This window comes from Curtobacterium sp. MCBA15_007 (assembly GCF_001864905.1).
Taxonomy (GTDB): Bacteria; Actinomycetota; Actinomycetes; order Actinomycetales; family Microbacteriaceae; genus Curtobacterium; species Curtobacterium poinsettiae.
This window is the reverse complement of the sequence record NZ_MJGM01000008.1, coordinates 94854-121491: the sequence shown is the minus strand read 5'-3', so window position 1 is coordinate 121491 and position 26638 is coordinate 94854. Positions and strand designations below refer to the sequence as shown.

At 70.3% G+C, this 26638-nt stretch carries 27 protein-coding genes; 15 read left to right on the top strand and 12 right to left on the bottom strand.

Annotated features, from left to right (window positions below; translation table 11 throughout):
* Window positions 1-96 precede the first annotated feature (96 nt).
* From BIU95_RS18570 to BIU95_RS05480, 3 genes are all read left to right on the top strand, one after another.
* Entirely contained in the window at window positions 97-270 is a 174-nt protein-coding gene (locus BIU95_RS18570; protein WP_161598065.1) for a hypothetical protein, read from the top strand.
* 78 nt (window positions 271-348) lie between these two features.
* A complete protein-coding gene (locus tag BIU95_RS05485) occupies window positions 349-702 on the top strand; it encodes a helix-turn-helix transcriptional regulator (RefSeq protein WP_071250824.1) in 354 nt (117 codons plus the stop codon).
* A complete protein-coding gene (locus BIU95_RS05480) occupies window positions 699-1373 on the top strand; it encodes a cation transporter (RefSeq protein ID WP_017887462.1) in 675 nt (224 codons plus the stop codon). The genes BIU95_RS05485 and BIU95_RS05480 overlap by 4 nt, the downstream gene beginning before the upstream one ends.
* Window positions 1374-1398: 25 nt before the next feature.
* Here the strand turns inward: BIU95_RS05480 and BIU95_RS05475 are convergent, their stop codons facing one another.
* From BIU95_RS05475 to BIU95_RS05440, 8 genes are all read right to left on the bottom strand, one after another.
* On the bottom strand, window positions 1399-1695 hold the full coding sequence (locus tag BIU95_RS05475) for a helix-turn-helix transcriptional regulator (RefSeq protein ID WP_017887461.1): 297 nt from the start codon (window positions 1693-1695) through the stop codon (window positions 1399-1401).
* Between the two features lie 120 nt (window positions 1696-1815).
* Window positions 1816-1971, bottom strand: a complete 156-nt coding sequence (locus BIU95_RS05470; protein ID WP_017887460.1) for a hypothetical protein — start codon at window positions 1969-1971, stop codon at window positions 1816-1818.
* 89 nt (window positions 1972-2060) lie between these two features.
* A complete protein-coding gene (locus tag BIU95_RS05465; RefSeq protein ID WP_017887459.1) occupies window positions 2061-2933 on the bottom strand; it encodes a pentapeptide repeat-containing protein in 873 nt (290 codons plus the stop codon).
* A 265-nt stretch (window positions 2934-3198) separates the two neighbouring features.
* Window positions 3199-4800, bottom strand: a complete 1602-nt coding sequence (locus tag BIU95_RS05460; protein WP_031259878.1) for a Na+/H+ antiporter — start codon at window positions 4798-4800, stop codon at window positions 3199-3201.
* Between the two features lie 149 nt (window positions 4801-4949).
* The gene (locus BIU95_RS05455; protein WP_017887457.1) at window positions 4950-6083 is read right to left on the bottom strand and encodes a DUF475 domain-containing protein; all 1134 of its coding nucleotides are present in this window, start codon (window positions 6081-6083) and stop codon (window positions 4950-4952) included.
* A 214-nt stretch (window positions 6084-6297) separates the two neighbouring features.
* Entirely contained in the window at window positions 6298-7866 is a 1569-nt protein-coding gene (locus BIU95_RS05450; RefSeq protein ID WP_017887456.1) for a UDP-N-acetylglucosamine 1-carboxyvinyltransferase, read from the bottom strand.
* Between the two features lie 108 nt (window positions 7867-7974).
* Window positions 7975-8649 carry an ABC transporter ATP-binding protein gene (locus BIU95_RS05445; protein WP_017887455.1) on the bottom strand — a complete coding sequence of 225 codons (675 nt, stop codon included), beginning with the start codon at window positions 8647-8649 and terminating at the stop codon, window positions 7975-7977.
* Window positions 8646-9731 carry an FtsX-like permease family protein gene (locus BIU95_RS05440; protein ID WP_017887454.1) on the bottom strand — a complete coding sequence of 362 codons (1086 nt, stop codon included), beginning with the start codon at window positions 9729-9731 and terminating at the stop codon, window positions 8646-8648. The genes BIU95_RS05445 and BIU95_RS05440 overlap by 4 nt, the downstream gene beginning before the upstream one ends.
* A gap of 151 nt (window positions 9732-9882) precedes the next feature.
* Here BIU95_RS05440 and BIU95_RS05435 point away from each other — a divergent pair, with 151 nt between their 5' ends.
* A complete protein-coding gene (locus tag BIU95_RS05435) occupies window positions 9883-11061 on the top strand; it encodes a sensor histidine kinase (protein WP_017887453.1) in 1179 nt (392 codons plus the stop codon).
* Entirely contained in the window at window positions 11058-11678 is a 621-nt protein-coding gene (locus BIU95_RS05430) for a response regulator transcription factor (RefSeq protein ID WP_042537093.1), read from the top strand. Before BIU95_RS05435 ends, BIU95_RS05430 begins: the two co-directional genes overlap by 4 nt.
* A gap of 85 nt (window positions 11679-11763) precedes the next feature.
* Here the strand turns inward: BIU95_RS05430 and BIU95_RS05425 are convergent, their stop codons facing one another.
* Window positions 11764-13236 carry a GH32 C-terminal domain-containing protein gene (locus tag BIU95_RS05425; RefSeq protein WP_071250823.1) on the bottom strand — a complete coding sequence of 491 codons (1473 nt, stop codon included), beginning with the start codon at window positions 13234-13236 and terminating at the stop codon, window positions 11764-11766.
* Entirely contained in the window at window positions 13237-14280 is a 1044-nt protein-coding gene (locus BIU95_RS05420) for a LacI family DNA-binding transcriptional regulator (protein WP_071250820.1), read from the bottom strand.
* 137 nt (window positions 14281-14417) lie between these two features.
* Between BIU95_RS05420 and BIU95_RS05415 the strand changes: the two genes are divergently transcribed.
* The 7 genes from BIU95_RS05415 to BIU95_RS05385 all read left to right on the top strand — a co-directional run bounded on the left by BIU95_RS05415 (window position 14418) and on the right by BIU95_RS05385 (window position 22589).
* Window positions 14418-15821 carry a sugar ABC transporter substrate-binding protein gene (locus BIU95_RS05415; protein ID WP_017887449.1) on the top strand — a complete coding sequence of 468 codons (1404 nt, stop codon included), beginning with the start codon at window positions 14418-14420 and terminating at the stop codon, window positions 15819-15821.
* Window positions 15821-16768, top strand: a complete 948-nt coding sequence (locus BIU95_RS05410) for a carbohydrate ABC transporter permease (protein ID WP_017887448.1) — start codon at window positions 15821-15823, stop codon at window positions 16766-16768. The genes BIU95_RS05415 and BIU95_RS05410 overlap by 1 nt, the downstream gene beginning before the upstream one ends.
* 41 nt (window positions 16769-16809) lie before the next feature.
* Window positions 16810-17673, top strand: a complete 864-nt coding sequence (locus BIU95_RS05405; protein WP_231564022.1) for a carbohydrate ABC transporter permease — start codon at window positions 16810-16812, stop codon at window positions 17671-17673.
* Window positions 17670-19007: a glycoside hydrolase family 32 protein gene (locus BIU95_RS05400; RefSeq protein ID WP_071250814.1), complete on the top strand. Its 1338-nt coding sequence runs from the start codon at window positions 17670-17672 to the stop codon at window positions 19005-19007. The genes BIU95_RS05405 and BIU95_RS05400 overlap by 4 nt, the downstream gene beginning before the upstream one ends.
* Window positions 19004-19963 (top strand): carbohydrate kinase, encoded by a 960-nt coding sequence (locus BIU95_RS05395; RefSeq protein ID WP_083389255.1) that lies wholly within the window; start codon window positions 19004-19006, stop codon window positions 19961-19963. Before BIU95_RS05400 ends, BIU95_RS05395 begins: the two co-directional genes overlap by 4 nt.
* Window positions 19953-21557: a glycoside hydrolase family 32 protein gene (locus BIU95_RS05390; RefSeq protein ID WP_071250813.1), complete on the top strand. Its 1605-nt coding sequence runs from the start codon at window positions 19953-19955 to the stop codon at window positions 21555-21557. Before BIU95_RS05395 ends, BIU95_RS05390 begins: the two co-directional genes overlap by 11 nt.
* Before the next feature lie 189 nt (window positions 21558-21746).
* Window positions 21747-22589 (top strand): alpha/beta hydrolase, encoded by an 843-nt coding sequence (locus BIU95_RS05385; protein WP_071250812.1) that lies wholly within the window; start codon window positions 21747-21749, stop codon window positions 22587-22589.
* 13 nt (window positions 22590-22602) lie between these two features.
* Here BIU95_RS05385 and BIU95_RS05380 read toward each other — a convergent pair whose 3' ends face one another.
* A complete protein-coding gene (locus BIU95_RS05380) occupies window positions 22603-22800 on the bottom strand; it encodes a hypothetical protein (protein WP_139179668.1) in 198 nt (65 codons plus the stop codon).
* 560 nt (window positions 22801-23360) lie between these two features.
* Entirely contained in the window at window positions 23361-24440 is a 1080-nt protein-coding gene (locus BIU95_RS05375) for a hypothetical protein (protein WP_071250807.1), read from the bottom strand.
* Window positions 24441-24568: 128 nt separating this feature from the next.
* Between BIU95_RS05375 and BIU95_RS05370 the strand changes: the two genes are divergently transcribed.
* Genes BIU95_RS05370 through BIU95_RS05360 form a run of 3 tightly spaced genes read left to right on the top strand, consistent with a single transcriptional unit; the run spans window position 24569 to window position 26638 of the window.
* Window positions 24569-24871 carry a flagellar FlbD family protein gene (locus BIU95_RS05370; protein ID WP_042537105.1) on the top strand — a complete coding sequence of 101 codons (303 nt, stop codon included), beginning with the start codon at window positions 24569-24571 and terminating at the stop codon, window positions 24869-24871.
* Between the two features lies 1 nt (window position 24872).
* Window positions 24873-25706, top strand: coding sequence for a motility protein A (locus BIU95_RS05365; protein WP_042537107.1), 834 nt, complete (start codon window positions 24873-24875; stop codon window positions 25704-25706).
* A 2-nt stretch (window positions 25707-25708) separates the two neighbouring features.
* Window positions 25709-26638 carry a flagellar motor protein MotB gene (locus BIU95_RS05360; RefSeq protein ID WP_017887438.1) on the top strand — a complete coding sequence of 310 codons (930 nt, stop codon included), beginning with the start codon at window positions 25709-25711 and terminating at the stop codon, window positions 26636-26638.

Below are 26638 nucleotides of genomic sequence, written 5' to 3'. Positions count from 1 at the left end.
GGGGACTCGACCGTTCCTGCTCACCATCGTTCGTGGTGCAGGGAGTTCGGCGCCGGTTCGTGACGAAACGCTGCGTCGTGACGTCTCATCGGTGCGATGCACGAGAACCACGACACCGACCACCGACCCGACCACCGCTGCTGCAGCGTCTTCGACCGCTGGCGCTGCGATCGACCGAGCGGCCACGACGGCGTGCACGAGTCGCGTGCTGCCGGCGGACGCACGAGCTGGAACGACGGGCTGACCGGGCGGCGGCTCGGGGACGTCTGAGCTCGCGCGATGTCCGAGGGCGAGACGTGTCGTCCGGACTTGTGGTGGTCTGGGCGCGGCCCGATGTATGGTCAGCGCATGCTGACCATTGCCCCGCGGCTCGACGTCCTGAACCGGCTCGGACGGGCACTGTCCGACCCGACCCGAGCGCGGATCCTGCTCCGACTACTCGACGACCCCGGCTACCCGGCGCGGCTGTCCGAGGAACTCGAGCTGACCCGGACCAACGTGTCGAACCACCTGGCGTGCCTGCGCGGCTGCGGGATCGTCGTCGCCGTGCCCGAGGGACGGCGGACCCGCTACGAGATCGCGGACGGCAACATCACCCGCGCGCTCGAGTCCCTGGTCGACGTGGTGCTGGCAGTCGACGTCGACGGCGATGGTGACGGTGACAGCTGCGCCGTGGACGTCGGCTGCGGGGCCGAGCGGTGACCGCCGCCGTGGTTTCGCTCACGCCGGTCCGTGCTGGCGTCCTCCGGCGACGGATCCGCTGGATCGTCGCGGCGACCATCGCCTACAACGTGCTCGAGGCCGTCGTGGCGATCGCCGCCGGTTCGGTGGCGTCGTCCACCGCGCTGATCGGCTTCGGGCTCGACTCGATCGTCGAGGTCCTGTCGGCAGCGGCCGTCGCGTGGCAGTTCGCCGCGCGGGACCCGGAGGCGCGGGAGCGGACGGCGCTCCGGGTGATCGCGGTCTCGTTCTTCGGGCTCGCTGCCGTGGTCAGCATCGACGCCGTCCTGACGTTCACGGGTGTCCGCTCACCGGAGCACAGCCCGGTCGGCATCGTCCTCGCCGCGGTGAGCCTGGCGGTCATGCCGTTCCTGAGCCTCGTCGAACGGCGGACCGGACGTGAGCTCGGTTCGGCCTCCGCGATCGCCGACTCGAAGCAGACGCTGATATGCAGTTACCTGTCGGCGGCGGTGCTGCTCGGCCTGCTGGCGAACACGCTGTTCGGCTGGTGGTGGGCCGATCCGCTCGCCGGCCTCGTCGTGGTCGGGTTCGCCGTGCGTGAGGGGCTCGAAGCCTGGCGCGGCGACGCGTGCAAGCAGCCCGTCGCCGCGCTGACGGGGGAGCGTGCAGCTGTCGGTTGCGAGTGCTGCTGAGCGGTGTCTGGCAGCAGCAGCCGGTTCAGTCGGTGTCGGTTCCGGCTTCGCTGACGTGACTGACCGCGTCGCCGACGATGTGGGCGATGTGCTCGTCGTGGAGCGAGTAGACGGCGTTCCGCCCGATGCGCTCGACCTGCACGATGCCTGCGAGCCGCAGCGTGCGCAGGTGCTGGGAGACGAGCGGCTGCGAGAGCTCGGTCGCGTCGGCGAGCGAGCCGACGTCGGACGGTCCGGCGATCAACGCGGAGAGGATCCGCAGTCGCGCCGGCGAGGAGAGCGCCTTGAAGAGGTCCGCCGCTGCTTCGATCCCGTCTGACATGGACTCATGTAAGCGCACGCGCATACGTGCATGCAACACGACGGCCCCGGCGCGGTGCGTCGGGGCCGTCGTGCAGGTCCGTTGATCGGTGCTGATCACGGGCCTGCGCTGATCAGGAGATCAGTGCTCGTCGTAGTGGTCGCCGTGCTGGGCGTGCTTGTGGCCGTCGTGGACGAAGTCCACGTGGTCCTCGTGCTGGACCGTCTCGTGGCCGCAGCCGTCCTGGTGGGTGTGCTCGGCGACGGTGTGCTCTGCGCTGTTCTCGTGCTCGGCCATGGTGACCTCCTGCTGATCGACGGTTGGGATACCCTCAGCGTAGGCCACGCATGCAGAAGTTGCAATACATTTATAGATGAGAACGGATGTCAGTTCCGGGGGATCCGGTGCACGGTCCGCTCGACCACCACCGATACCCAGTGCGACGGTCGGTCGATCCCGTCGGGCAGCATCGTGGCGGTGTCACCGCCTGCCGCGTTCACCTGCGCCTGCGTGAGGAACAGCGCGGTGGACAGATCCGCTCCGTCGAGCCGGGCGTCCCGCAGATCGACCCCGAGCAAGTCGACGCCGGACAGGTCCACGCCGCGCAGGTCCGCCCCGATCGCGGTGGCACCCCGCAGGTCGGCGCCGGCCATCGGCCGGCCCCGCAGATCACGACCGGCGAGGTCGGCCCCCGGTCGCAGCAGTCCGGCCCGTGAATCGTCCTGGCCGGCGCGGTACCTGGCCCGGACCTCGCCGCTCACCTCGACCAGGACGTCCCGGACGCGTTCGTGCAGCGGCTCGACGTCGAGCGCCAGGAGCGTCGGGCGACCTGCGACGAGCACGCGCCGGATCTCCCGCGTCAGGAGCCCGGCGTCCTCCGCCGAGTCGGGCGTGACCGCACGGTCCTGCGCCTCGGCGAGGTGCCAGAGCATCTCGTGCAGCAGGCGGACGATCGGGAACACCCGGAACATCTCCGCGCGGGAGTCAGGGTGGTCACGCCAACTGACCCCGTCGTAGAGGGTCTGCGACACGTACTGGCCCGCACCGGAGCAGTCGAAGACGGTGCACCCCCGGAACCCCCGCGGCCGGAGCGTCTGGTGGATGGTGCAGGAGAAGTCGTCAGCGAGGTTCCCGCACGGGGTGCCGGCGGGCTTGTCGATCGGGAAGTCGGCGGAACGCTGGAACCCGAAGGCGGTGCAGCAGAGCGCGAAGCAGTTGCCGCAGTCCGCGCGCAGGGCGGACCGGTCGGTGGTCGTCATGGAGTGGTCTTCCTCTGGTGGTCTGGATGGTGTGCCGGGTGTGGGGGAGCTCCTGATGGAGTTCCCCGTCCGGGCGCACGAGACCACCCCCGCGCGTCGGCGGGGCGAACCGGTGGTGCTGGGCGACCAGTGGGTCACCGAGAGAGACGGAGGATCACTGTGGCCAGGCTAGCGTTCCCGCTGCGACGGGAACCGGAAACGGGCGTCCCTGGTGAGCACAACAGACCGGGTACGCCGGCTTCGACCAGGTGTGCCCGGGGGCGCCCTACGACGACGCGGGCGGTGACGCCACCGACTCGATGCCGTCCAACCGCGCCTCCTCCGCGTCGTACCCGGCGCGCACCTGTCGCAGCACCAGGTCGTCGATCTCGTCGGCGTCGCGCAGGCGCAGCAGGGTCTTCGCCTTGTGCTGCACCAGTGCGAGCTCGAGGGCGACCGCGTTGTCGTGCCGCTGGAGTGCGGGGTGGTCGTCGTCGTCCCCCTCGCGGGCCTCGATCACGTCGAGGTGGGCCTCGTAGTCCTTCCGCAGACGAGCGACCGTCGCACGGTCGGCGCCCGTCGACCGTGCGAGGCGGGGGAGTGCGTCGAGGGCCTCCTCGATCGCGGTGCGTTCGGCGTAGCGACGTTCGTCGCTGACCGACTCGTCCTCGGGCAGTGCGGCGCGGCGCAGGACGGCGGGCAGCACCAGGGCCTGCCCGACGATCGTGACGATGACCACCCCCGCGGTGACGAAGACGATGAGGTCGCGCTCGGGGAAGCCCCCGCCGGACTCGAGGGTGCGCGGCACGGCCACGGCCATGGCGAGCGACACGGCGCCGCGGAACCCGGCGAAGCCGCTGACCAGCCGGTCACGGTGTCCCTCACGGGGTTCTCCGCCGGTGCGTCGAGTGACGAGCCAGATCGTCCCACCCGCAGCGTTCAGGAACGCGAAGCGCACGATCACCAGCAGCACCGCGACCGCGAAGACGATCCCCGTCCCGCGCAGCAGGTCCGCGGGGTCGAGCGCGCGTGCGGCGACCATCGCCTCGATGCCGACCAGGACGAACAGTGCCCCGTTGAGCAGGAAGGTCAGGAACGACCAGAAGGCCCGGACCTGCTGCCGGGTCTCGGCGCGGTCGAGCTTCGGCCCGACCTGGCTGACGACGATGCCCGCTGCGACGACGGCGAGCACGCCGGAGGCGCCGATCGCCTCGGCGGCCAGGAAGGCCGCGAACGGCACGAGCAGGGTGACGAGGTTCTCGAGCACGACGGTGTCGACCCGGCGCAGCACCATCGTGCCGATCCAGGCGGCGGCGAGCCCGGCGGCGACCCCGCCGACGTACGACAGCGCGAGCATGCCGGAAACACCCCAGAACGTGAGCTCCTGCGTGCCGACGGTGACGGCCACCGCGATGCCGTAGACCACCAGCGTCGTGCCGTCGTTCACCAGGCTCTCGGCGCGGAGCACCGTGACGTTCCGGCGCGGCAGCATCTTGGTGAGCACGCCGACCGCGGTCGCGTCGGTCGGCGCGACCGCGGCGCCGAGCACCCATGCGGGGCCCCAGGGCATGCCGAGCAGGTGCAGCAGGGTGGCGACGGCACCGGCGGTGACCACGACGAGCAGGGTGCCCATCAGGACGATGCCGCGCAGGTTCTTCCGGATCTCGCGGAGCGACGTCGTCAGGCTCTCCCAGTACAGCAGCGCCGGCAGGAACAGCAGCAGGACCGCCTCGGCGGGGAGCTCGACGTCCGCGAACTCGGGGACGAGCCCCAGCAGTGCGCCGAAGACCAGGAGCAGCACGGGCGGCGCGATCCGGATCCGGTCGGCGACCGCCGCCGTCAGCGCGATGGCGAGGCCGAGCACGACCACCAGTTCCGGTCCCAGCACGTGCACTCCGATCGTCGTCCGACCCGCAAGTCAACGCCGATCCACGGTGGATCCTTCCAGAACAGCCGGACGACGCGCCGCACCGCTGCGCGGTACCGATCGCACCGGGACGGGACGGGACGACGCGCTCAGAGCCAGCCGCGTCCGCGTCAGACCGTCCGCGGCCGACGCACCACCCGTCGCCACCACGCGCGCCACGGCAGGCTGCTCACCAGCGCGGACCCGATCACGACGGTCCCGAACCACCCGACGACCACGCCCGGGATCGGCACGAGCAGGCTCGCCCAGAGCAGGACCGACAGCACCCCGAGGACGTACGCCGCCCCGGCCTTCAGGTACCGCAACCGCTTCAGCCCCGCGGCCTGGTCGACCCGCGACGTCAGGCGGGCCAGGAACACCGCGCCGACACCGATCGCCCCGACCGCCACGGCGGCCTGCTCGAGCGCCCCGAGCCCGTCCGACCCGAGCGGCCCGGACCCCGACAGGCTGTACACGCCGTCGAGGATCTCGAAGAGCATGAACACCACGAGCCCCCGCTCGAACACGACGGTCGACGCGTACAGGTGGATCCGCCAGGCACCGCGGCCGATCCCGATCGACTCCGTGTCCGACGTGCCACCCCCGGACCCGGGGCGCAGCGCCCACGCCGCGGTCCACTTCGACACGAGGTACGCGGCGATCCCGGCAGCCCCGCCGATCGCGACCGGCAACAGCACACCGGGCGCCCACCCGGCACGCGACCCGACGAGGACGGACGTGACGACGACCCCCGTCGTGGCGGTGACCAGCGACCAGACGCGCGGTCGCGCGACGGAGGCGAGTCGCGCCTCCAGGCTGCCCAGCCACGACCTGCGGGACGCGCGGTCGGTGTTGAACAGGTACTCGGCGAAGACCTGCCAGATGAACGCGGCGCCGAAGGCGGCCAGGGCGGGACGCACCTCGGCCAGGTGCGCGGAGAACGAGCCGGGTGCGAAGACGGCCTCCTCGACGGAGCTCGCCGGGTCGGTCGCGTCACCGACCGCGACGGCGGCCGGCGGCAGCAGCAGCCGCATCGCGAGCACGCCCGCGACGATCCCGAGCGACAGGAACAGCCGGCGGGCGGGGGAGTGCAGGCGTCCGGCGATGCCGGCCATCGGCACGGACGAGTCCGCAGCCATCGCGATCTCGAGGAACGCGAGGGCGACGAAGGCGAGCGCGCCGGCGGGGCCGAGCACCAGCCAGGCCGCCGCGGCGGCCGCGACGGTGATGAGCAGGGGGACGGTCAGGAGCGATCTCGTGGCCATCTGCCCATCCAGCCCGTCCGGGCTGGGCGGCGCATGGAGCGCTCCTGGGCATCGGCCTGGAGGCCCGTGGGGACCCCGTCAGACGGGTGACGGCCCGTCCCCACTTGCGGGGACGGGCCGTCAGGTCGGGCTCGCAGAACACCGGTGTTCGCGTGCCGAACCGCGTTCTGCGCGTGTTCGACCGGCGAACACCGGTGTCTTGCGGGGGCCCGCGTCAGTCGTGGAACGTCTCGATGGACGCACCGAGCGAGTTGAGGCGCTCCTGCAGCTGCTCGTAGCCACGGGCGATGATGCCCACGTTGCGCAGGACGCTCTCACCCTTGGCCGCGAGCATCGCCAGCAGGATCACGACGGCGGGCCGCAGTGCCGGCGGGCAGCTGATCTCGGCGCCGGAGAAGTGCGTCGGACCGGTCACGTCGAGGCGGTGCGGGTCACGCAGGGTGACGCTGGCGCCCAGGCGGGTGAGGTCGAGCAGGTGGATCGCCCGGCCCTCGTACACCCAGTCGTGCACGAGCGTGGTGCCCTCGGCCATGGCCGCGATCACGACGAAGAAGGGCAGGTTGTCGATGTTCAGGCCCGGGAACGGCATCGCGTGGATCTTGTCGATCGGCGCGTGCAGTTCGGACGGGTGGACCGTGATGTCGACGAGGCGGGTGCGACCGTTGGCGGCGGCGTACTCCTCGGTGACGTCGAAGCGCAGGCCCATCTCGGCCAGGGTCGCGAGCTCGATCTCGAGGAACTCGATCGGCGCCCGGGTCACGGTGAGGGTCGAGGCGGTGACGATGCCGGCGGTCAGCAGGCTCATGGCCTCGACCGGGTCCTCGCTCGGCCAGTAGTCCACGACCTCGTCGATGCGGCTCTTGCCCGTGATGCGGAGCGTGGTGGTGCCGATGCCCTCGATCTGCACCCCGAGCAGCTCGAGGAAGAAGCAGAGGTCCTGCACCATGTAGTTGGGGCTGGCGTTCCGGATGACGGTCTCACCGTCGCGGGCGGCGGCGGCGAGGATCGCGTTCTCGGTCACGGTGTCGCCGCGCTCGGTCAGCACGACCGACTTGGTGGGGACGGCCTGGTTGGCGACGTCGACCTCGTACCAGCCGGACGTCGCTTCGACGTCGACGCCGAACGGACGCAGCGCGATGAGGTGCGGCTCGACCGTGCGGGTGCCGAGGTCACAACCGCCGGCGTAGGGCAGGCGGAAGGACTCGAACCGGCCGCTGAGCGGGCCGAGGAACATGAGCACGCTGCGGGTGCGACGGGCGGCGTCGGCGTCGATCGCGTCGAGGCGCAGGTCCTCGGGGGCGACGATCTCGAGGGTCTCACCGTCCTCGGACCACGTGACGCTCGCGCCGAGGCTGCGGAGCACGTCGATGATGCGGTCGACCTCGACGATCCGGGCGACCTTGTGCAGACGGGTCACGCCGCGGTTCAGCAGCGAGGCGCAGAGCAGTGCCACGGCGGCGTTCTTGCTCGAGTTCACCGCGATGGAGCCACTGAGCTTCCGGCCGCCCTGCACCCGAAGGTGGGCACGCTGCGGAGCGCCGCCGATCGAGACGATCTGCTGGTCGAGGGCGTCGCTGATGCGGGTGAGCATCTCGAGGGACAGGTTCTGCCCACCCTGCTCGATGCGGTTGATCGCGCTCTGGCTGGTGCCGACGCGTTCGGCGAGCTGGGCCTGCGTCATGCTGCGGCCCTTGCGGGCGCCCCGGATCAGGGCGCCGACCTCACGGAGGGGTGCTGCGGTCGCCGGAGATGCCGGCGAGACGACGGTGGTGGTGTCGGTCATGTGCGCCACGCTAACACGCTCATGAGATAAACCAGTGGAAGATCGGCACCCTTTGCGCGCCTCGAGGTCTCGAATACGTCACAGTTGGGAATTTCGGGGGACGAACGCTCAGGCATCGGTCAGGCGGCCGTCGACGACGGTGACCAGGCGGTCGAGCGCGTCGCGGTGGACGAGGTCGTGCGTGACGAGCATCGTCGCCGTGCCCTGCTCGTGCGTGAGACGCGCGATCAGCGCCATGATCTCGGCGCCCCGCTCCTGGTCGAGTGCGCTGGTGGGTTCGTCGACCAGCAGGACGGACGGGGTGTTCACCAGGGCGCGGGCGATGGCGACCCGTTGCCGCTGGCCACCGGAGAGCTGCGCGGGACGTTTGCCGCGGTGCTCGGCGAGACCGACCGCTGCCAGCAGCGCATCGGCACGGGTGTGCACCGCGGTCCGGTCTCGGCGGCCGCCACCGAGCTCCGCCATGACGAGCAGCTGTTCCCGCGCGGTGAGCGACTCGATGAGGTTCGACTGCTGGAACACGATGCCGACCTGGTCGCGGCGGAGCGTCGTCGCCTCGTTCCGGCTCAGGGTCGCTGCGTCGACGTCGTCGATCCACACGTGCCCGGAGTCCGGGCGGATCAGGGTCGCAGCGACGGCGAGGAGCGAGGACTTCCCGGAGCCGGAGGGCCCGGTGATGCCCGTGACCACGCCGTTCGGAGCGGTCAGGGACACGCGGTCCACCGCCGTGATGCGGGAGTCGCCGTCGGGGAAGGTGAGGGTGACGTCGTCGAGGGTGATCATCGGTTGCTCCCGAGTGCGGTGAGGGGGTCGGCCTTGGTGACGGTGCGGAGTGCGACAGCGGCACCGGCGAGGCCGAGGACGACCATCACGGCGGCCGGCAGCAGGGTGGTGAGCGGGCTGAGCAGGAACGGCAGGACATCGTTCGCGAGCGTCCCCAGGACCGACACGAGACCGATCCCGACCCCGACGCCCACGGCCAGGACGACGAGTGCCTGGCCGAGGGCATCGCCGACGAGCGACGCGTCGGAGGCCCCGAGGGCCTTCAGGACGGCGATGTCGTCGGCACGCTGCAGCGTCCACACGGTGAAGAACGCCCCGACGACGAGTGCGGAGACTCCGAAGAGCATCACGATCATGAGTCCGAGCGACCCGACCTCCGACTTGAACGTGTCGAGCGCGGTGAGGCTGGCGAGCGGCGACGCGGCGACGGTGTGCGTGCGGTCCGCCGTGCTGCCCCAGTCCGGCGCACCGGAGACGGCGAGCACGGTCGCTTCGCCGTCCCCGCCGAGGCGCCGGTCGGTCGACGCCCACGCCGTCGGGGAGAGCGCGACGACGGGGGTGTGGCTGTACCAGGCGTCTCCGCCGACGGTGGCGACCCGGTAGGTCCTTGCGGCGATCGTGACGGCGTCCCCGACGGCGACGTCGAGGTCCTTCGCTGCGCCGGCGGACAGGCCCACCGTGTCGTCGGACCGCGGAGCCAGGTCGGTGACCGTCGACGCGGGGGCTCCCCGCGGCACGCCGAACAGGGCGACGGCCACCGCTGGTGCGGTCTCGGCGTGCGCTTCGGCCCGCCCCTGTGCGATCCCGATCGGCGTGACGTGCTCGACGCCCGAGGACTGCCGCCACGCGGAGACCGTCGCGGCGTCGATCGTCGACTGCGAGAACGACGGCTGTCCGGTCGAGGGCTCCTGCAGGACGAGGCGGTTCCCGGGGAGGCCGAGGACCGCGGACACGTCCTGTGCGCCGAGCCCTCCGGTCAGACCGGCGAGGAAACCGACGAGCAGGGTGATCAACGACACCACGGACCCGATCAGCACGAACCTGCCACGGGCGGCTCGGAGGTCACGCCAAGCGACGAACACGATGGTTCCTTCCCGACAGCAGGGACGCTCCCCGCCGTCCAGACGAGCCTCGCCGTCGCCGGTCGCGGTGCCATCGCCGGGAGGTTGACTGCTCTCGTCCGACTTCTGGTTGATGCCAGGTGGGCCGTGGCCGCCGTACGCTGCAACGGACATGGCACACAGCACCCTCACGCCCGTGTTCGTCGGGCTCCGCACCGGACTGCACGTGCTGTTCGCCGCGCTCGTGGCGCTCGTGGTCGTCCGCGTCCTCGTCGTCCGCGACCCGACCATGTGGGCGGCGATCGCCCTGGTGGTCGGGTTCGCGGTCCTCTACCTGCTCGGTGCCGGTGTCGCCGCCGCGCCGGAGACACGCCGAGCCGTGGTGGGTGCGGCTTGGATCACCGCCTTGACCGCCGTGTGGGTGGCCTTGCTCGTCCTGGTGCCGGAAGCGGCGTACCTGGTGTTCCCGCTGTTCTTCCTCTACCTGCACGTCCTGCCAAGGATCGTCGGGCCGGCCGCAGTGGTCGCAGCCACCCTGATCGCGGTCCTCGCCCTGGGCCTGCACGGCGGATTCACCGTGGGCGGGGTGATCGGCCCCCTCGTCGGTGCCGGGGTCGCGTTGCTCATCGGCCTCGGCTACCGCGCGCTCGCCCGTGAGTCCGTCGAGCGGGAGGCACTCCTGGCGGAACTGCTCGCCACCCGCGACCGACTCGCCGCGACCGAACGGCAGCAGGGTGTCCTCACCGAACGCGCCCGCCTGGCACGCGAGATCCACGACACCGTCGCGCAGGACCTCTCGAGCATCCAGATGCTCCTCCACGCCGCCGAAGCAGCCGACAGCGACCGCCCGGGCATCGAGCACATCCGCCTCGCACGCGCCACCGCGGCCGACGGTCTCGCAGACACCCGGCGGTTCATCCGGGAGCTCGCACCGCCGTCCCTCGACGCGGGACTCCCCGCGGCGCTGCGCCGCCTCAGCGACCAGTGGCACCGCGAGGGACTCGGCATCACCGTGACCGCAGCACCCGAATCGTCGGAGTTGACGATGGACGTGCAGACCGCTCTGCTGCGCATCGCCCAGGGTGCCGTGGCGAACGTCGCCCAGCACGCCGGCGCCACGACCGTCGACATCACCCTCGACGTCACCGCGACGCACGCGTCCCTGCGGGTGCAGGACGACGGCACCGGGTTCGACCCCGACCACACCGGCACCCGCTCCGGCACGTCCGACGCGTTCGGGCTCCGCGCGATGGGTGAACGCGTCGACCAGCTCGGTGGCCGTCTCACAATCGACAGCGCACCCGGGCACGGCACCACCATCACCGCGACCGTGGAGGTCGGTGAGCCGTGATCCGACTCCTCATCGCCGATGACCACCCCGTCGTCCGCGCCGGCCTGCGCGCACTCCTCGACGGGGCCGTCGACATCGACGTCGTCGGGGAGGCCGCGACCCCCGACGAAGCCGCCGCCCTCGTGGCGTCCGTGGACCCGGACCTCGTGCTCATGGACCTGCAGTTCGGGCAGGACCGCACCGGTGCCGACGCCACCCGGCAGATCCGGTCGACCGACGCCGCGCCGTACGTCCTGGTCCTCACCAACTACGACAGCGACGGCGACATCCTGGGCGCCGTCGAAGCGGGGGCCAGCGGGTACCTGCTCAAGGACACGCCACCCGACGAGTTGCTCGCCGCGATCCGCGCCGCAGCCGCCGGTGAGAGCGCCCTCGCACCGGCGGTCGCGAGCCGCCTGATGGCACGGATGCGTGCGCCAAGGGTCAGCCTGTCCGCTCGCGAGATCGAGGTCCTCGGGCTCGTCGCCGAGGGCGCCTCGAACGTCGATGTTGCGGCACGCCTGCACATCACCGACGCCACCGTGAAGTCACACCTGGTGCACGTGTTCTCCAAGCTCGGCGTCGGTTCCCGCACCGCCGCGGTGTCCGAGGCCCGGGCGCTCGGCATCCTGCGCTGACGGCCCGTGCTGGTGCTGGTGCTGGTGCTGGTGCCGGTGCCCGCTGGTTCCGGTGCTGGTGCGCGCTCCGGTGCTCGTGCCGGGGTCAGCGCGTCCGGATCGTCAACCGCTCGAGGGTGAAGGCGCCGTCCTGCACGAACAGCCCCACCCGACCGGCGGGCCGGTCGTAGAGCCGCGTGCTCAGAGCGACGCTGCCGTCCACCACGGCCACGCAGACGTCGCCGTCGAGGTGGACGTCGACCCGGTGCGTGCCCGGGGCGAGCTGCACGGCACGTTCCAGTTCCACGGCGTGCGGCACGTCACCGAGGATCTGCCACTGCTCGGTGCCGGTGCTGCCGCGCGGCCACCGGTCCAGGACGAGCCGGTTCCGATCGGGTTCGAGACGCAGTGCGTAGCCGTCCTCGGTGTCGTCGCTGGTGCGCAGGAGCAGTCCGAGCGACTTCGTGTCCGCCGCGAGGTCGATGTCCATGCTGACCAGCGCCTCCGTGGGGAGTTCCGGACCGACCCACGACGCGTACCGCGTGGCGGCGCCGGCACCGACCGTCGGATCTGAGCCGTTGCGCGGTTGGAAGGCCGAGGTCACGTCGACCTCGTCGGAGTACGCGGCCTTCACGGCTTCGGGCAGGTCGAAGCGCAACGACCCGTCCACCCGCTGGTGTGCCTGGAGGGTGGCCATGGTCCCGGCCCACTGCCAGGCCCCGTCGTCGCGGTCGCCCTCCTTCGACGCGATCCAACCGACGAAGTACCGCTCGCCGTCGAGCGCCAGCGTCTTCGAGGCGTAGAACGCGCGCCCGTCGACGGTGTCGTCCGCCGGAGCGAGCCACGGCCCGTCCGGGGACGTCGCGATGCGGTAGCGCGTGCAGAACGCGTCCGAGAACTCCGAGTACACGAGGTACCACCATCCGCCCCACTGGAAGACGTCGGGGCACTCCTGGGTGATGAAGCGGTGGGGTTCCCAGAGCGGTGACGCGTCGCGCCAGGTCACGAGGTCGTCGGACTCGAGTCGCGCGACCAGACCGGATCGTCGGTACGGTTCGTCGCGTCGACGCGCTGCCAGGAGCATCTGCCACGGCCCCTCGGCAGACGGACGGAACACGAAGGGGTCGCGCCAGTCCTCGGGCGAGTACCCGGCGCGTGCGGGGAGATCCCATCCGGGGTGCTTCGTCCAGTCCGTGAGATCACCCGAGGACGTCGCGTGGCAGACGACCTGGGCATCCTTGGTGACGCCGTCGACCTCGGTCGTGATCCGCGGGTTGTGCCCGGTGTAGAACAGGTGCAGGGTGCCGGCGTCGTCCTGCACGACGCTTCCGGTGTAGCAGTCGAAGTCGCTGGCATCGGCGCCGCCCGAAGGCAGGACCACGCCCTTGCTCTCGAACCCGACGAAGTCGGTCGTGGTCACGGCTCCCCACGGCATCCCGGTCGCTCGCTCGAGCGGGGGGACACCCGGACGCTCGTCGAGCAGGTAGAACAACCACGCCGTGCCGTCGTGCTCGAACGGGATCACGTCCCCGACGAAGCCGTTCGGGGGCCGGAAGTGCGTGCTGGGTGTGGCGGCCAATCAGGTTCCTTCGGGTCGGGGAGCTTGGAGTGAGCTCCGAGGGACGTACCCGCACGGCACGAGGTGCCGACCGGGCTGCTCCGTCTCCGCCAGCAGCAGGGTTCCGGCGTCGAAACCCATCTGCTGGTGGGGGAGCGCGACGGTGGTCAACGGTGGGTGCATCTGATCGGCGAGGTCCGGCTGGTCGTCGAACCCCACGATGCTGACGTCCTCGGGACAGCGCATGCCGAGCGACTGCGCCGCCATCAGTGCGCCGACCGCCATGCGGTCGTTCCCGCAGATGATCCCGGTCGGCCGCTCGGTCGTCAGGACCTCCATCGCGAGGTCGTAGCCCGAACCCACCTGGAAGGTCCCGAACTCGACGCGGATGGAGTCCGGAGCGATCCCTGCATCCGCGGCGGCGCGCTCGAGGCCACGCTTGCGCTCCTGGCAGGCGTAGTCGTCCTCAGGGCCTCCGAGGAACGCGACCCTGGTGTGGCCGGCGGCGAAGACCGCGGCGGCGACGTCACGGCCGCCTTGGAACTCGTCGGCCAGGACGGTCACGGCGTCGGTGTCGCCGGGCGGGAAGCAGTTGACGAACACGGTGGGCACACGGTCGAGACCTGCGACCGGGGTGACGTACTCCGGTCCGGGCGCCGCGTAGACGAGGCCGGCGACACCCTGCCGGACGAGGTTCTCGACCGCTGCCTTGCCGCCGTCGGTGGTCTGGGCGGTCTCGACCACGAAGCAGACGTACCCGGCCTCCTGCACCGCCTGCTGCACACCGAGCACGATGTGCCCGGCGTACGGCTGGGACACGAGCCGGTCAGCGATGACGCCGACCGTGTACGAGCGGTTCGAGCGCAACGACTGCGCAGCCCGGTTCGGTTGGAAGTCCAGTTCCTTCGCGGCCTGGAGCACACGGGCACGGGTCTCGTCAGCGATCGAGACGTCCCGACGGTCGTTGAGCACGAACGACACGGTCGGCTGCGACACCCCTGCACGGCGTGCGACGTCCTTCATCGTGACGCGGTGCGACTGCGCTGTGCGTTCTCGGCTCGCCATCGGATCTCCTTCGTCCCGCTCATCATGCCAGAAGCAAATACGTATTGCCTCCCCGGTGCCCGCTGTGTACGATCGCCTCACAAATACGTATTGGCCCGGCGTGGAGCGGGGTCATCATCGCTCAGAGAGGAGCGACCGTGACGAATGGATTCAGCACTCCCATCAACCGGCGCACGCTGTTCAAGTTCGGTGGGGCCGGGCTCGCGCTGGCCGGCATCGGGTCGTTGGCGGCGTGCTCGACGGCTGGCGGAGGCAGCGACACGGGGACGGTGAAGATGCTCTACTTCGGGGAGCAGAGCGCCGCCACAGCGCTGCAGAAGGCGATCGAGCCGAAGATCAAGCAACTGGACAAGAAGGCGAGTCTCGAGGTCACGGCGATCAACGGCACGGACTGGAACGACTTCCTCGCCAAGGTGCTGACGCAGGTCGCGTCGGGCGACGTCCCGGACATCGTCAGCGTGGCGACCGAAGGCCAGCAGCTCCTGGCGTCGAAGAACCTGCTCGCCCCGCTCGACGACCTCGTCACGAAGAACCTGTCGGATCTGCACGCGTACTTCAGCGGTGCCCATCCGGCGCTGATCGAGTCGACGATGTACCAGGGCCACCTCTACACGCTCCCCGACAGTTTCAACGCGGGCAGCATGTTCTACTCGACCGAACTCTTCGACAAGGCCGGCCTCGCGCGCCCCGCGGCCGACTGGTCGATGGACGACTTCCACTCCTCCGCAGAACGGCTCGCGAAGATCGGTTCCGGCACGTACGCGTTCGACTGGGTCGTGCGCCTCTGGGGCAGCTGGACCTCGTTCCTGTACGCCAACGACGGCAACCTGCTGCAGGAGGGCAAGTACTCCGGTGGCGACTGGTTGTGGAAGAGCAAGGCGTTCGCCGACAACCCGCTCGGCGTCACCGGTCGCAAGGGCGGCTGGAAGTGGGGTGACCCGACCGCCAACTCCGACGCAGCGGTCGAAGCACTCGAGTACGTCATCGAGCTGCAGAAGTCCGGCGCGTCCCCTTCGCCGGACGTCGGCGGTGGTGCCACCCTCCAGGGCCTGATGTCCTCCGGCCGGATCGGCATGACGATCGGCGGCGGCTTCTGGGCCGGCGGTCTCCACAACGCAGGGATGCGGAACGGCAGCTTCGACGTCGTCGAGTTCCCGACCTGGAAGAGCAACAAGTCGCTCTTCGGCGCCGGCGGGTACGGCATCTTCAACTCGTCGAAGCAGAAGGACCTCGCGTTCGAGGTCATCAAGCTCATGGTGCAGCCGGAGAGCTTCGACGCGCTGTGGCCGGGCAACGTGACCACACCCGCGCAGAAGTCGCTGATGACCGCGGAGCGGTACTCCACGACGGGGCCGGAGCACTGGTCGGTGTTCTACGACCAGCTCGACAACTCGGTGCCCATCTCCGCACCGCCGTACTACAACGCCCTCGCGACGGCCCTCAACCAGCGGACCACGCAGGCCATCTCGTCGGGGAACGCGAAGAAGGCGCTCGACGGTCTACAGGCTGACATCGAGCAGGCCGCAGCGCAGGCATCGTGATGACCGCAACGACAGAACGACGCACCCAGCGCGCGGCCGAGGTCGCAGCCCGCCGGCCGGCGGCGAAACGTGCCCGTCGGCGTGAGTCCACGTTCGGCTTCCTCATGATCGGGCTCGCGGTGGTGTTCGTCGCCGTGTTCACCCTCGTCCCGATCCTCGCCTCACTCGGCCTGTCGTTCACCTCGTGGGACGTGATCAGCAGTCCCGAGTGGGTCGGCCTGGACAACTACGTCCGACTGTTCACCGACGGGCCGGTCCTCGCGTCCTTCGGGGTCACCATCGGACTCGCTCTCGCCATCGTCGTCCTGCAGATCTCGCTCGGCTTGCTGCTGGCGGTGCTGGCGAACAACCGGAAGCGCAACACCACCCGCGTGTTCTTCCGCACCGCGTTCTACCTGCCGCTGCTGGCGTCCACAGCAGCAGTGTCGATCTTCATGGGCTACATCTTCGACACGAAGTTCGGCCTCATCAACTACTACCTCAACGAGATCGGCCTCCCCGGGGCGCACTGGCTGAACGACCCGTTCTGGGCCAAGGTCACGATCGTGATGGTCGTGGTCTGGCAACAGGTCGGCTTCACGTTCGTGTTGTTCGTCGCCGCGCTGCTGGCGGTCCCGGTGGACGTCCAGGAAGCCGCCTCGATCGACGGCGCCGGCCCGTGGCGGACACTCTTCCAGATCAAGATCCCCCTGATCAGCCCGACGATCCTGTTCGCGACCGTCATCGCGATGATCAACGCCATGCAGCTGTTCGACCAACCGTTCATCATGACCAAGGGCGGGCCCGGTACAGCGACGACGACGGCCACCATCTCGATGTACCAGGCCGGGTTCCAGAACCTGCAGTTCGGATTCGCCTCCGCCATCGCGATCCTGCTGCTGGTCATCATCGGGATCATCACCGCCGTCCAGTTCATCGCCGCACGAAAGCTGGTGTTCTACCAATGACGACCACACAGACGTTCGATCCACTGCACAGCCCGGAAACCGTGGCACAACCGAGCATCGACCACATCGTGCGCCGGCGACGTCCGGTCGCCACCGTCGGGAGCATCGTCGGCCTGGTCATCCTGATCGTCGCTGCCGTGTTCGCCCTCGGGCCGCTGCTGTGGACGCTCACGACGTCCCTCCGAACGCCGGCTGAGTCCTTCGACAACCCGCCGCAGTGGCTCCCGCTGTCCTGGGACTTCAGCAACTACGCGGCCGTCTTCGACCAGATCCCGATCGGCCAGTTCTTCCTCAACAGCGTCGTCGTCACACTGCTGATCGTCGTCGGCCAGACCGTCACCTGCACCCTGTCCGGCTACGCGTTCGCCATGATCAGCTTCCCGGGGAAGAACACCGTCTTCGGGATCTTCCTCGCCACGATGATGGTCCCGATCCAGACGATCATCATCCCGGTCTTCGTCATCCTCAAGGACATCGGGCTGACGGGGTCGATCGCGTCCCTGATCGTCCCCGCCCTCGGGAGCGCGTTCGGCACGTTCCTGATGCGGCAGTACTTCATGCAGATGCCCAAGGAGCTCGGCGAAGCAGCGCGCATCGACGGTGCCAGCCAGTTCGGCGTGTTCTGGCACGTCTACTCCAGGATGGCCAGCCCCGCGATCGCGACGCTCGCGATCCTGAACTTCTCCGGCTTCTGGGCCGAGTACTACCGGCCGTTGATCTTCCTCAACCAGCAGGACACGTTCACCCTGCCGCTGGGGTTGGTCGGTCTGCAGGGCAACCTCGGGACCGGGTCCATCTCGGTCGTCCTCGCGGGCGTGGTGCTGACGATGATCCCGAGTGTCCTGCTCTTCGTCTTCGCCCAGCGGTACTTCATCGAGGGCGTCACGGCTGGGTCCTCCCGATGACCGACCACCACCTCCCGCAGTTCCACGTCCGGCTGCCCCGTGGCTACCTCAACGACCCGAACGGACCGATCGACATCGGCGGACGGGCGCACCTGTACTTCCAGTCGAGGCCGCTCGTCGACCTCGAGATCCCGGTCGAGTGGGGACACGCCACCAGCGAGGACCTGGTGCACTGGAGCCTGCACCGGCCCGCGATCGTCCCCGTCCCCGGGGGCGCGGACTCCGGGGGCGCGTGGTCGGGCAACACGGTGCTCCACGACGACGTCGTCCGCGCGTACTACTCCGGCAAGGTCGACCACAGCCCGTTCCAGTCGGTGCTCCTCGCCGAGTCCTCCGACGGCGGCACCAGCTTCGGTCCACCCGTCCCGGTCGTGGCAGACCCGGCGGCCGACGAGGGGATCACGATGTTCCGCGACCCGTTCGTCTGGCAGGACGAGGACGGCTGGTCGATGGTTGTCGGAGCAGCGGCTGCGAACCAGACCGCGGCGGTCCGTCACTACCGATCCGCCGACGGCGTCACCTGGGCGTCCGCCGGCGACCTGGTCGCGATGACCCGTGCCACGGTCGAGGGCATCGACACCGGCGCAGGCTGGGAGTGCCCGCAGATCCTCACGGTCGACGGCACCGACGTCGCCCTCATGGCGTCCTGGTCACACGAGGACGGACCGGGCGAGGTCATCGCGGTCCCGTTGACCGGCACGCTGCACCCCGACCGGGTCGACCACGGGCAGCACTTCTACGCGCCGTCCGTGATGCGGACCGGGTCGTGGGGTGCGGTGCTCTTCGGGTGGGTCACGGAAGGTCGTCCTCTGGAGGCGACCGCGCAGGCGGGCTGGTCCGGTGCCGTCTCCCTGCCCAGGAGGGTGTGGCTCACCGACGGACGACTCGCGAGTGCACCGCACCCCGCGGTGGAGTCACTGCGAGCAGGCACGTCGCGTCCGGGCCACGGGGCGACGATCGGCGCGCAGGTGGAGATCGTGCTCCCGACCCCGGTCACCGGCGTCGTCCGTCTCCGGTTCTCGGAGGCCGAGTACCTCGACGTCCGTGTCGACCTGGAGGCCGACACCCTCACCGTCGATCGGAGTCGTGCCAGCGGGGACACTCGCGCGGACACGAGCCCTGCCGTGGTCCGGGCGCCGTTCGGACCGCGGAGCGAGCTGCCGGCGGTGCGGGTGTTCGTGGACGGGTCCGTCGTCGAGGTCTTCACCAGCGCCGGCCGATCCGTCACGACGCGCGTCTACCCCGAGCAGGCACCACCCTGGACTGTGGAAGCTCCTCCCGAGGCGTCGGTCTGGGACCTGCGGAGCGCTGTGACGGTGGCGGGTCCGAGATGACCCGGCCCCTGATCACCGTTGCCGGCGAGTCGTTGGTCGACGTCGTGCACGACGGATCACAGCGTGAGGTACCCGGTGGGAGCCCGGCGAACGTGGCACTCGGGTTGGGGAGGCTCGGTGCACCGGTCGAGTTCGCGACGTGGCTCGGGGACGACGTCCGAGGACACCGCATCGCCGATCACCTCCGGGCCTCCGGCGTCCGACTCGTCGACGGGACGTTCCGAGCCAGCCGGACGTCCTCCGCCTCTGTCCGGCTCGACGCGGACGGCCAGCCGACGTACGAGTTCGACGTCGAGTGGGACCTGCCGGAGCTGCCACGCACGCCGAGCTGGCTGCACGTCGGATCGATCGGCGTCTTCCTCGAACCCGGGGCGAGCAAGGTGTCGGAACTCGCGCGACGCACCGCGGCGGCCGGGGGAGTCGTCTCGTTCGACCCGAACATCCGTCCCGCGCTCCTCGGCGCGGCTGCCGACGAGCGACTCACCTTCGAGCACCGTGCAGCGACGGCGAACGTCGTGAAGCTCTCCGACGAAGACGGTGCGTGGCTCTACCCGGGGCTGTCCGAGGACGCCGTCCTCGATCGCGTGCTCGGCTGCGGCGCCCAGCTCGCGGTCCTCACCACGGGCGCCACCGGCTCGCTCCTGGCGACCGCGACCGAGCGGGTACGGGTCCCCGGTGAACGCGTCGACGTCGTCGACACCGTCGGAGCGGGCGACACCTACATGGCAACGCTCGTCTGGCAGCTGCGGGACCACGCCACCGTTCTCGACTCGCTCGGCGAACCGACCCTCACGGAACTCGGACGTGTCTGCACCCGTGCCGCGGCGATCACCGTCGCCCGGCGGGGAGCCGATCTGCCGAGTGCCACCGACCTGATCCCCGTGCGGGGAGCGACTCCCGAAGAGCACGATCCGACGCAATCCCGACCTCGAACCGGAGTGGACCATGACCTCTGAATTCCGACGACGCGCACTCCTCCAGGGTGCAGGCATCAGTGCGCTCGCACTGTTCGCCGCGACCGCGCCAGGCGAAGCAGCACGCGCCGCATCACTGTCCCGACCCGGGGCTCCGTCCGCAGCATCCGCAGTGACCGGCACCTCGCTCCGTGCCAGGTACCACATGACACCGCCTGCCGGATGGCTGTCCGATCCGCAGCGTCCGGTGTTCACCAGGGGCGCGTACCAGCTGTACTACCTGCACTCCGACGTGGACAACGGCGACGGCGGCTGGGACCACGTCTCCACCACCGACGGTGTCGACTTCACCTTCGAGGGAACGGTCATCCCGCTGCAGACCAACCTGCCCACGTGGACGGGTTGCACCCTGATCGACACCGACGACACCGCCGGCTACGGTGCCGGTGCCGTCATCGCCCTCGCGACCCGCCCGACAGGGGGCGTGCGGAAGTACCAGGAGCAGTACCTGTTCTTCTCCACCGACGGCGGCTTCACCTTCACCGCCCGACCGGATCCCGTCATCGTCAACACCGACGGCCGCGCAGCGACCACCGACGCAGAGGTCTCGAACGCCGAGTGGTTCCGTGACCCGAAGGTCGCCTGGGACGCCGCCCGCAGCGAATGGGTCTGCGTCATCGGGCGGCAGCGGTACGCCGCGTTCTACACGTCGAAGAACCTCGTCGACTGGACCCTGCAACGGAACTTCGACTACCCCGACCACGACCTCGGAGGCATCGAGTGCCCCGACCTGTTCCAGATCACCGCCGACGACGGGACGACGCACTGGGTCCTGGCCGGCAGCATGGACGCCTACAACGTGGGTCTGCCCTGCACCTACGCCTACTGGACCGGCTCGTGGGACGGCACCTTCTTCACCGCTAACGACCTCACACCGCAGTGGCTCGACTGGGGCTGGGACTGGTACGCGGCCGTCACCTGGCCTGCGGTCGAAGCGCCGGACACGAAGCGCTACGGCATCGGTTGGATGAACAACTGGAAGTACGCCGACCGGCAGGTCCCGACCGACGCCTCGGACGGGTACAACGGTCAGAACTCGATCGTCCGCGAGATCACGCTGCGCCGTCGGTCCGCTGGCGGCTACGCGCTCATCAGCGAGCCCGTCGCAGCGCTCCGGAGCGCGGCGACCCGGACCGTCCCGATCGCTGACCAGTCGGTCAACGGATCCACGGTCCTGCCCTACGACGGGCGGGCCTACGAGATCGAACTCGACGTGACGTGGTCCGACGCCACGAACGTCGGGGTGTCGGTCGGACGCTCCGCTGACGCCACTCGGTCCACGAACATCGGCACGGCCGGTGGCGACCTCTACGTCGACCGCGCGCGCTCCGATCGTGCCGGGTTCGCGCTCTCGCCGTACACCCGCGCCGCGGCTCCCGTCGATCCTGCGACACGGTCCTCGCACCTGCGGATCCTCGTGGACACGCAGAGCGTGGAGGTGTTCGTCGACGACGGCGCGACGGTCCTCTCGAACCAGGTGAACTTCGACACGGGCGACACGGGCATCTCGTTGTTCTCCGACGGCGGCACCGCGACCTTCTCCGGCATCACCATCCGCGAGTACGGGGGCGAGTAGGCACGCAGGTCCGTGAGCTGCGACAGTGCCGGGCGTCGGCGCGGATGGCGGGCGAACGGAGGGCCAACGGGGGCGGTCGGACGGCGGTCGGAGGTTCGTCCGAGGGAGATGGTGTGTCCTGGCACCCGGACCGGACGACCGAGCAGCCAGCGGTCGCCGCGGTTCTCCGACTCGACCCGAACGGACCGCATGACACACTCCTCCACCGTCGCGCTCGGCAGTCCCACGCACTGCTTCGTGGAGCAGTACACGGACCTCGTGTACTCGCAGTTCCGCGACGGAGCCCTGTTCCCGGGCGGACGACAGCTGCACTTCGACCTCCTGAAGCCCGTGACCGCGACACCGACGCCCCTGGTCGTCTTCATCAAGGGCGGCGGGTTCCGGAACGTCCACCGAGCCCGGTACGTCCCCGCGCTGGTGGCCCTGGCCGAGCGCGGGGTCGCCGTCGCCAGTGTCGAGTACCGGACCAGCAACGAGGCGCGGTTCCCTGCCCCGGTCGACGACGTGCGGGAAGCGCTCCGTTTCCTCCGCGCACACGCGGACGCGTTCAACCTGGATCCGGGTGCGGTCGCGCTCTGGGGCAACTCCGCCGGCGCGACCATCGCGACGATCGTCGGCGCCTCCGCTCCCTCGGAACCGGAGCGGGTGTGCGCGGTCGCCAGCTGGTACGGCATGCACGATCCGCTCCGCTCACCGGAGCTCCGTGCCCCCGGGGCGCCCCTGTACACCGCGTTCGGGGCACCCGGTGCGGACGGCAGTCGGTGGTTCCGACCCGCAGACCACATCACGGCCGAGTCTGCGCCGACGTTCCTCCTCCACGGGACCGACGACCGGGTCGTGCCCGTCGAGCAGAGCGTGTCCCTCGCCGCGACGCTCGCAGAACAGGGTGTTCCCCACGAGTTCATGCTCGTCGACGGTGGCCACCACGACTTCGCCGAGATGAGCACGCGGACCGATGCCCTCACCAGGACCTACGACTTCCTCCACGGGCACCTGCTCGCGCGCGTCGAGCGACACGGCACGTCCGAGTGACCGCACGGTCCGGTCAGGTCAGGGATCGCTGAGGGTGCCACGGACGATCGAGTCGCCGGAGCGCGCATTCGAGTTCGGCGCGGCCGGTCGTCCCGGACGAGCGGGGCGGCGCGGCGACGGTCTCGGCGTCACCGCGGGGGAGTCCGGGCACGACACCGGTCGCCACACCGACGCCGAGGACCACGGCGAGCACGCCGACGCCAGCGAGCACGACCGCGAGCGGACGGCGACGACGCGGACGGCGAGGCACCGCACGGCGCTGCGCCTGGGACCCTGGCGCGCCGCTCGTGTGCCCCCGGCGCTCGCCCTGCTCCGGGTCCGGGTTCGGTGGCCCGCGCTGCCTGTTGCGGCGTCCGTGCGATCTCGGCCGCGATCCATTCCCACACGTGCTCCGGGGGCGCGATCAGCCCGACGCCCTCGGACGCCCGGGTCACCGCGGCGACCCGCTGCAGCGCGGCCACCTCGTCGCGGCACCGGTCGCAGGACGCCAGGTGCTCGGCGACCCCGTCCGAGGCCACCTGATCGGAGACCGCGAGCATCGCCAGCGTCTCGTCGTCGACGTGCTTCATTCGATCACCTCGAGACGTGTTCGGAGCCGAGCGAGGCTTCGGTGGATGTGGCTCTCGAGCCGTTCGGCGATCTCACGATGGTTGAGGTCGTCGGAGGACGGCAGTCGTGCGACCGCGGTGGAGTTGCCACCGGCGTCGTCCTCGACGTCGCACCCCCACTACCGGTGGAGCACCTCGATCGGATGCAGCGGTTTGCTGGGGATCAGCTGAGACGGCGCCAGACCCCGGCGTTGCCGGGACGCGACCAGGTCTCCGGATCGCCCGTGACGGCGTCGTCCCCGGCGCCCCGGTCGGTGAGCCGGTACGCGGAGTCCGGCGTCCACCCGGCGACGACACTCGCCCGGTCGTCGTCGACCCGCACCGCGAGCCCGGACGTGCGGAACCAACCAGCGACGGTCAGGTGCACGACGTCGAACTCGGTGGCCACCGCGGACCAGTCCGGCAGCACCCAGTCGCCCTGCCGTCCGGTCGCCAGGGCCCAGTCGTTCCGCCGGGTGGTCCGTGTCACGTCGAGCGGCCAGCGGCGGCACAGCGCAGCCCAGTCGTCGGGCCCGTCGACGGTGCACACCCGCGCGGCGACATCTGCGGGCACGGCCGAGACGACGGCGCGTTCCTGCCCGAAGGAGTCCTCGACTGCCCAGAGCGCCAGCGGCCCGGCGGACGGGAACGGCGCTCGCGTGTGCTGCGCGAGCGGCCACGGCGGAGTCGTCCACCACACCCCGCTGGTCACCCCCGGGTTCCCCTCGGCGTCCTCGCGGCGCAGCTCCCGGGACCAGTCGGCGAGCGCCTCTGCCGCTCCCGGGCGTCGGGGCTGCTCGTCCTGGTCGAACTCGACGGTCCATGCTCCGCCCTGCGGGTCGAAGAGCCGGCGCACGACCGGGCTGTCGACCGCCCACCGAGCGAGCCGCCGGAGCGCGGCCTGCAGTTCCGTCCGAGCGAGGAGCGCGTCCAGCGCATCGGGTTGCTGCCACCACAGCGCGCTGTCCGCAGTCGACTCGAGCGCGACCACGACGTCGTCCTCGCCCACGGACGGCAGGGGCACCGCCGCGAGTGCGCTCGCCACCGCTGCCAGGTCCGGAGCCGGCTCGGGTTCGATCGCGGCACCGATGCCGAAGAGCGTTCGGTCGTCGCCGCGTTCGACGCCGAGGTGGTAGTCCGCCCAGAAGAGCAGGTGGCCGAGCTGCACGGCGGCCGGGTCGTCGGAGTCCTGGACACCGCTGACGAGCTCGAGGCAGAAACGCCAGCCACGCGGGTGCGCGAGCAGGTCCGAGGCATCGATCACGGAACCAGGCTACTGACGGCCACTAACGCACGCGCCGCATCCGCCGATAGCCCTGGGTGCAGGCCCACGGACGGGCCCGCATCCCGCCCCACGGACGGCGGCGGGACGATCGAGAACCAGGACGGGCCATGATCGTCGTCACACGACTGAACGGCAGCGGATTCGCTGTGAACCCCGATCTCGTGGAGCGCATCCAGGAGACGCCGGACACGACGCTGATCATGGTCGACGGTGCGAAGTACATCGTGCGGGAGTCGATGGCCGACGTCATCGACCTGATCGCCGCGTACCGCGCACGCATCGTGGGCATGGCCTACGGCACCGACCTGGCCCCGCGCGCGAGCACGAACACCGGTTCGCAGCCGACGCTCGCCCCGGTCGCCGCCATCCGCTCCACGCAGCACGGTCGCGCGCTGGACGGGGGTCGCTGACGTGGACATCGCAACGATCGTCGGGATCCTGCTCGCCTTCGGCGCCCTGTTCGGCATGGTCCAGATGGAGCACGTCGAGCTCGGTGGGCTCTTCCTGCCCGCTCCGATGCTGCTCGTGTTCGGTGCCACCATCGGCTGCGGCATCGCCAGCACCACGCTGAAGGACGCGATCGCCAGCTTCAAGGCCGTGCCGAAGGCGTTCACCGGCAAGGTCACCCCGCCGGCGTCGGTCATCGACGACGTCGTGGGGCTCGCCGAGACGGCGCGTGCGAACGGCCTGCTCGCCCTCGAGCAGGAGGCCGACAAGCACGACGATCCGTTCATGAAGAAGGCGCTGCAGAACATCGCGGACGGCACCGACGGTGACGAGTTGCGGATCCTGCTCGAGGACGAGATCGAGTCGAACGCGGCCCCGACCCGGAGCGCGAGCGCGTTCTTCATGGGCCTGGGCGGCTTCGCTCCGACCGTCGGCATCATCGGCACCGTCGTCTCGCTGACCCACGTGCTCGCGAACCTCGGCAAGCCCGACGAGCTCGGACCCCTGATCGCCAGCGCGTTCGTCGCCACCCTGTGGGGCCTGCTCACCGCGAACTTCATGTGGTTGCCGATCGGCGGCAAGCTCCGCAAGCTCGCCCAGCTCGAGTCGGACCGCCAGACGCTCCTGATGGAGGGGCTGCTCGCGGTGCAGGCGGGCAGCCAGCCTCGTCTGCTCGGTGAGCGCCTGAAGGCCATGGTGCCGCCCGGCGCCCGCGCCGACACCGGCGGCAAGGGCGGCAAGGGCGCCAAGGCCGGTGGCAAGGCCGACGCGGCCGACGACCAGCAGCTGGCGGCCTGACGGTGAGCGCCAACCCCCGTGGCCGCGGCCGAGGTCGCGCGAAGAAGTCCCACGACGAGGCTGAGCACCCCGACGAGCGCTGGATGGCGTCGTACATGGACATGATCACGGTGCTGATGTGCATGTTCCTCGTGCTGTTCGCGATGTCCACCGTCGACCAGCAGAAGTACATCCAGCTGAAGCAGTCGCTCGCTACCGGCTTCGGCGAGGTCGACTCGCAGAAGATCGACACCGCGAGCGGCACCGTCGTGACGAAGGACCAGGTCGAGGACGGCTCCGGCTACTCGACCGACAAGTCGCAGGCCGACCACTCCACCGCCTCGTCGGGCACGAAGGACACGAACGTCGATCCCGCGTCGACCGTGGTGCCGACGACCGCGTCGAAGCGGGACCTCACCGAGGCGAAGCGTGAGCTCGACGACCTGACGGCGATCAAGAGCGCGATCCAGGAGAACCTGACCGAGGCCGGCCAGACCGCCAACGTGCAGTTCACCGTCGATGCCCGCGGTCTGATCGTCCGGCTGGTCGGCAGCGAGACCTACTTCGGGACGAACAGCGCCGACCTGTCCGACCAGGCGCGCCGGATCATGGACGCGATCGCCCCGGTCCTGCGGACGAGCCACCACGACGTCAGCGTCGAGGGGCACGCCGACCAGCGGAACTCGACCGCCCCGTACGCGACGAACTGGGAGCTCAGCGCGGCACGGGCGACCGGGGTCCTGCGCGACCTGGTCGAGCGGGGCGGGATGCCCGGCGACCACGTGCAGAGCGTCGGGTTCGGGTCGAGCCGGCCGCTGGCGAAGGGCGGCACCGACCAGGACCTCGCCCTGAACCGGCGGGTCGACATCGTGGTCCTGTCGAACGCCGACCAGGACGTCAGCGCCCTGATGCCGGCGCTGGCGAAGGCGCAGGACGGAGCGCAGCAGGGCTGA

Coding starts and splice junctions, on each gene's coding strand:
- BIU95_RS18570 (WP_161598065.1), top strand. CDS start 97: ATGCACGAGAACCACGACACCGACCACCGACCCGACCACCGCTGCTGC.
- BIU95_RS05455 (WP_017887457.1), bottom strand. CDS start 6,083: ATGGCCACGAGATCGCTCCTGACCGTCCCCCTGCTCATCACCGTCGCG.
- BIU95_RS05470 (WP_017887460.1), bottom strand. CDS start 1,971: ATGGCCGAGCACGAGAACAGCGCAGAGCACACCGTCGCCGAGCACACC.
- BIU95_RS05465 (WP_017887459.1), bottom strand. CDS start 2,933: ATGACGACCACCGACCGGTCCGCCCTGCGCGCGGACTGCGGCAACTGC.
- BIU95_RS05420 (WP_071250820.1), bottom strand. CDS start 14,280: ATGGCGAGCCGAGAACGCACAGCGCAGTCGCACCGCGTCACGATGAAG.
- BIU95_RS05435 (WP_017887453.1), top strand. CDS start 9,883: ATGGCACACAGCACCCTCACGCCCGTGTTCGTCGGGCTCCGCACCGGA.
- BIU95_RS05410 (WP_017887448.1), top strand. CDS start 15,821: ATGACCGCAACGACAGAACGACGCACCCAGCGCGCGGCCGAGGTCGCA.
- BIU95_RS05445 (WP_017887455.1), bottom strand. CDS start 8,649: ATGATCACCCTCGACGACGTCACCCTCACCTTCCCCGACGGCGACTCC.
- BIU95_RS05450 (WP_017887456.1), bottom strand. CDS start 7,866: ATGACCGACACCACCACCGTCGTCTCGCCGGCATCTCCGGCGACCGCA.
- BIU95_RS05370 (WP_042537105.1), top strand. CDS start 24,569: ATGATCGTCGTCACACGACTGAACGGCAGCGGATTCGCTGTGAACCCC.
- BIU95_RS05485 (WP_071250824.1), top strand. CDS start 349: ATGCTGACCATTGCCCCGCGGCTCGACGTCCTGAACCGGCTCGGACGG.
- BIU95_RS05395 (WP_083389255.1), top strand. CDS start 19,004: ATGACCCGGCCCCTGATCACCGTTGCCGGCGAGTCGTTGGTCGACGTC.
- BIU95_RS05385 (WP_071250812.1), top strand. CDS start 21,747: ATGACACACTCCTCCACCGTCGCGCTCGGCAGTCCCACGCACTGCTTC.
- BIU95_RS05475 (WP_017887461.1), bottom strand. CDS start 1,695: ATGTCAGACGGGATCGAAGCAGCGGCGGACCTCTTCAAGGCGCTCTCC.
- BIU95_RS05400 (WP_071250814.1), top strand. CDS start 17,670: ATGACCGACCACCACCTCCCGCAGTTCCACGTCCGGCTGCCCCGTGGC.
- BIU95_RS05390 (WP_071250813.1), top strand. CDS start 19,953: ATGACCTCTGAATTCCGACGACGCGCACTCCTCCAGGGTGCAGGCATC.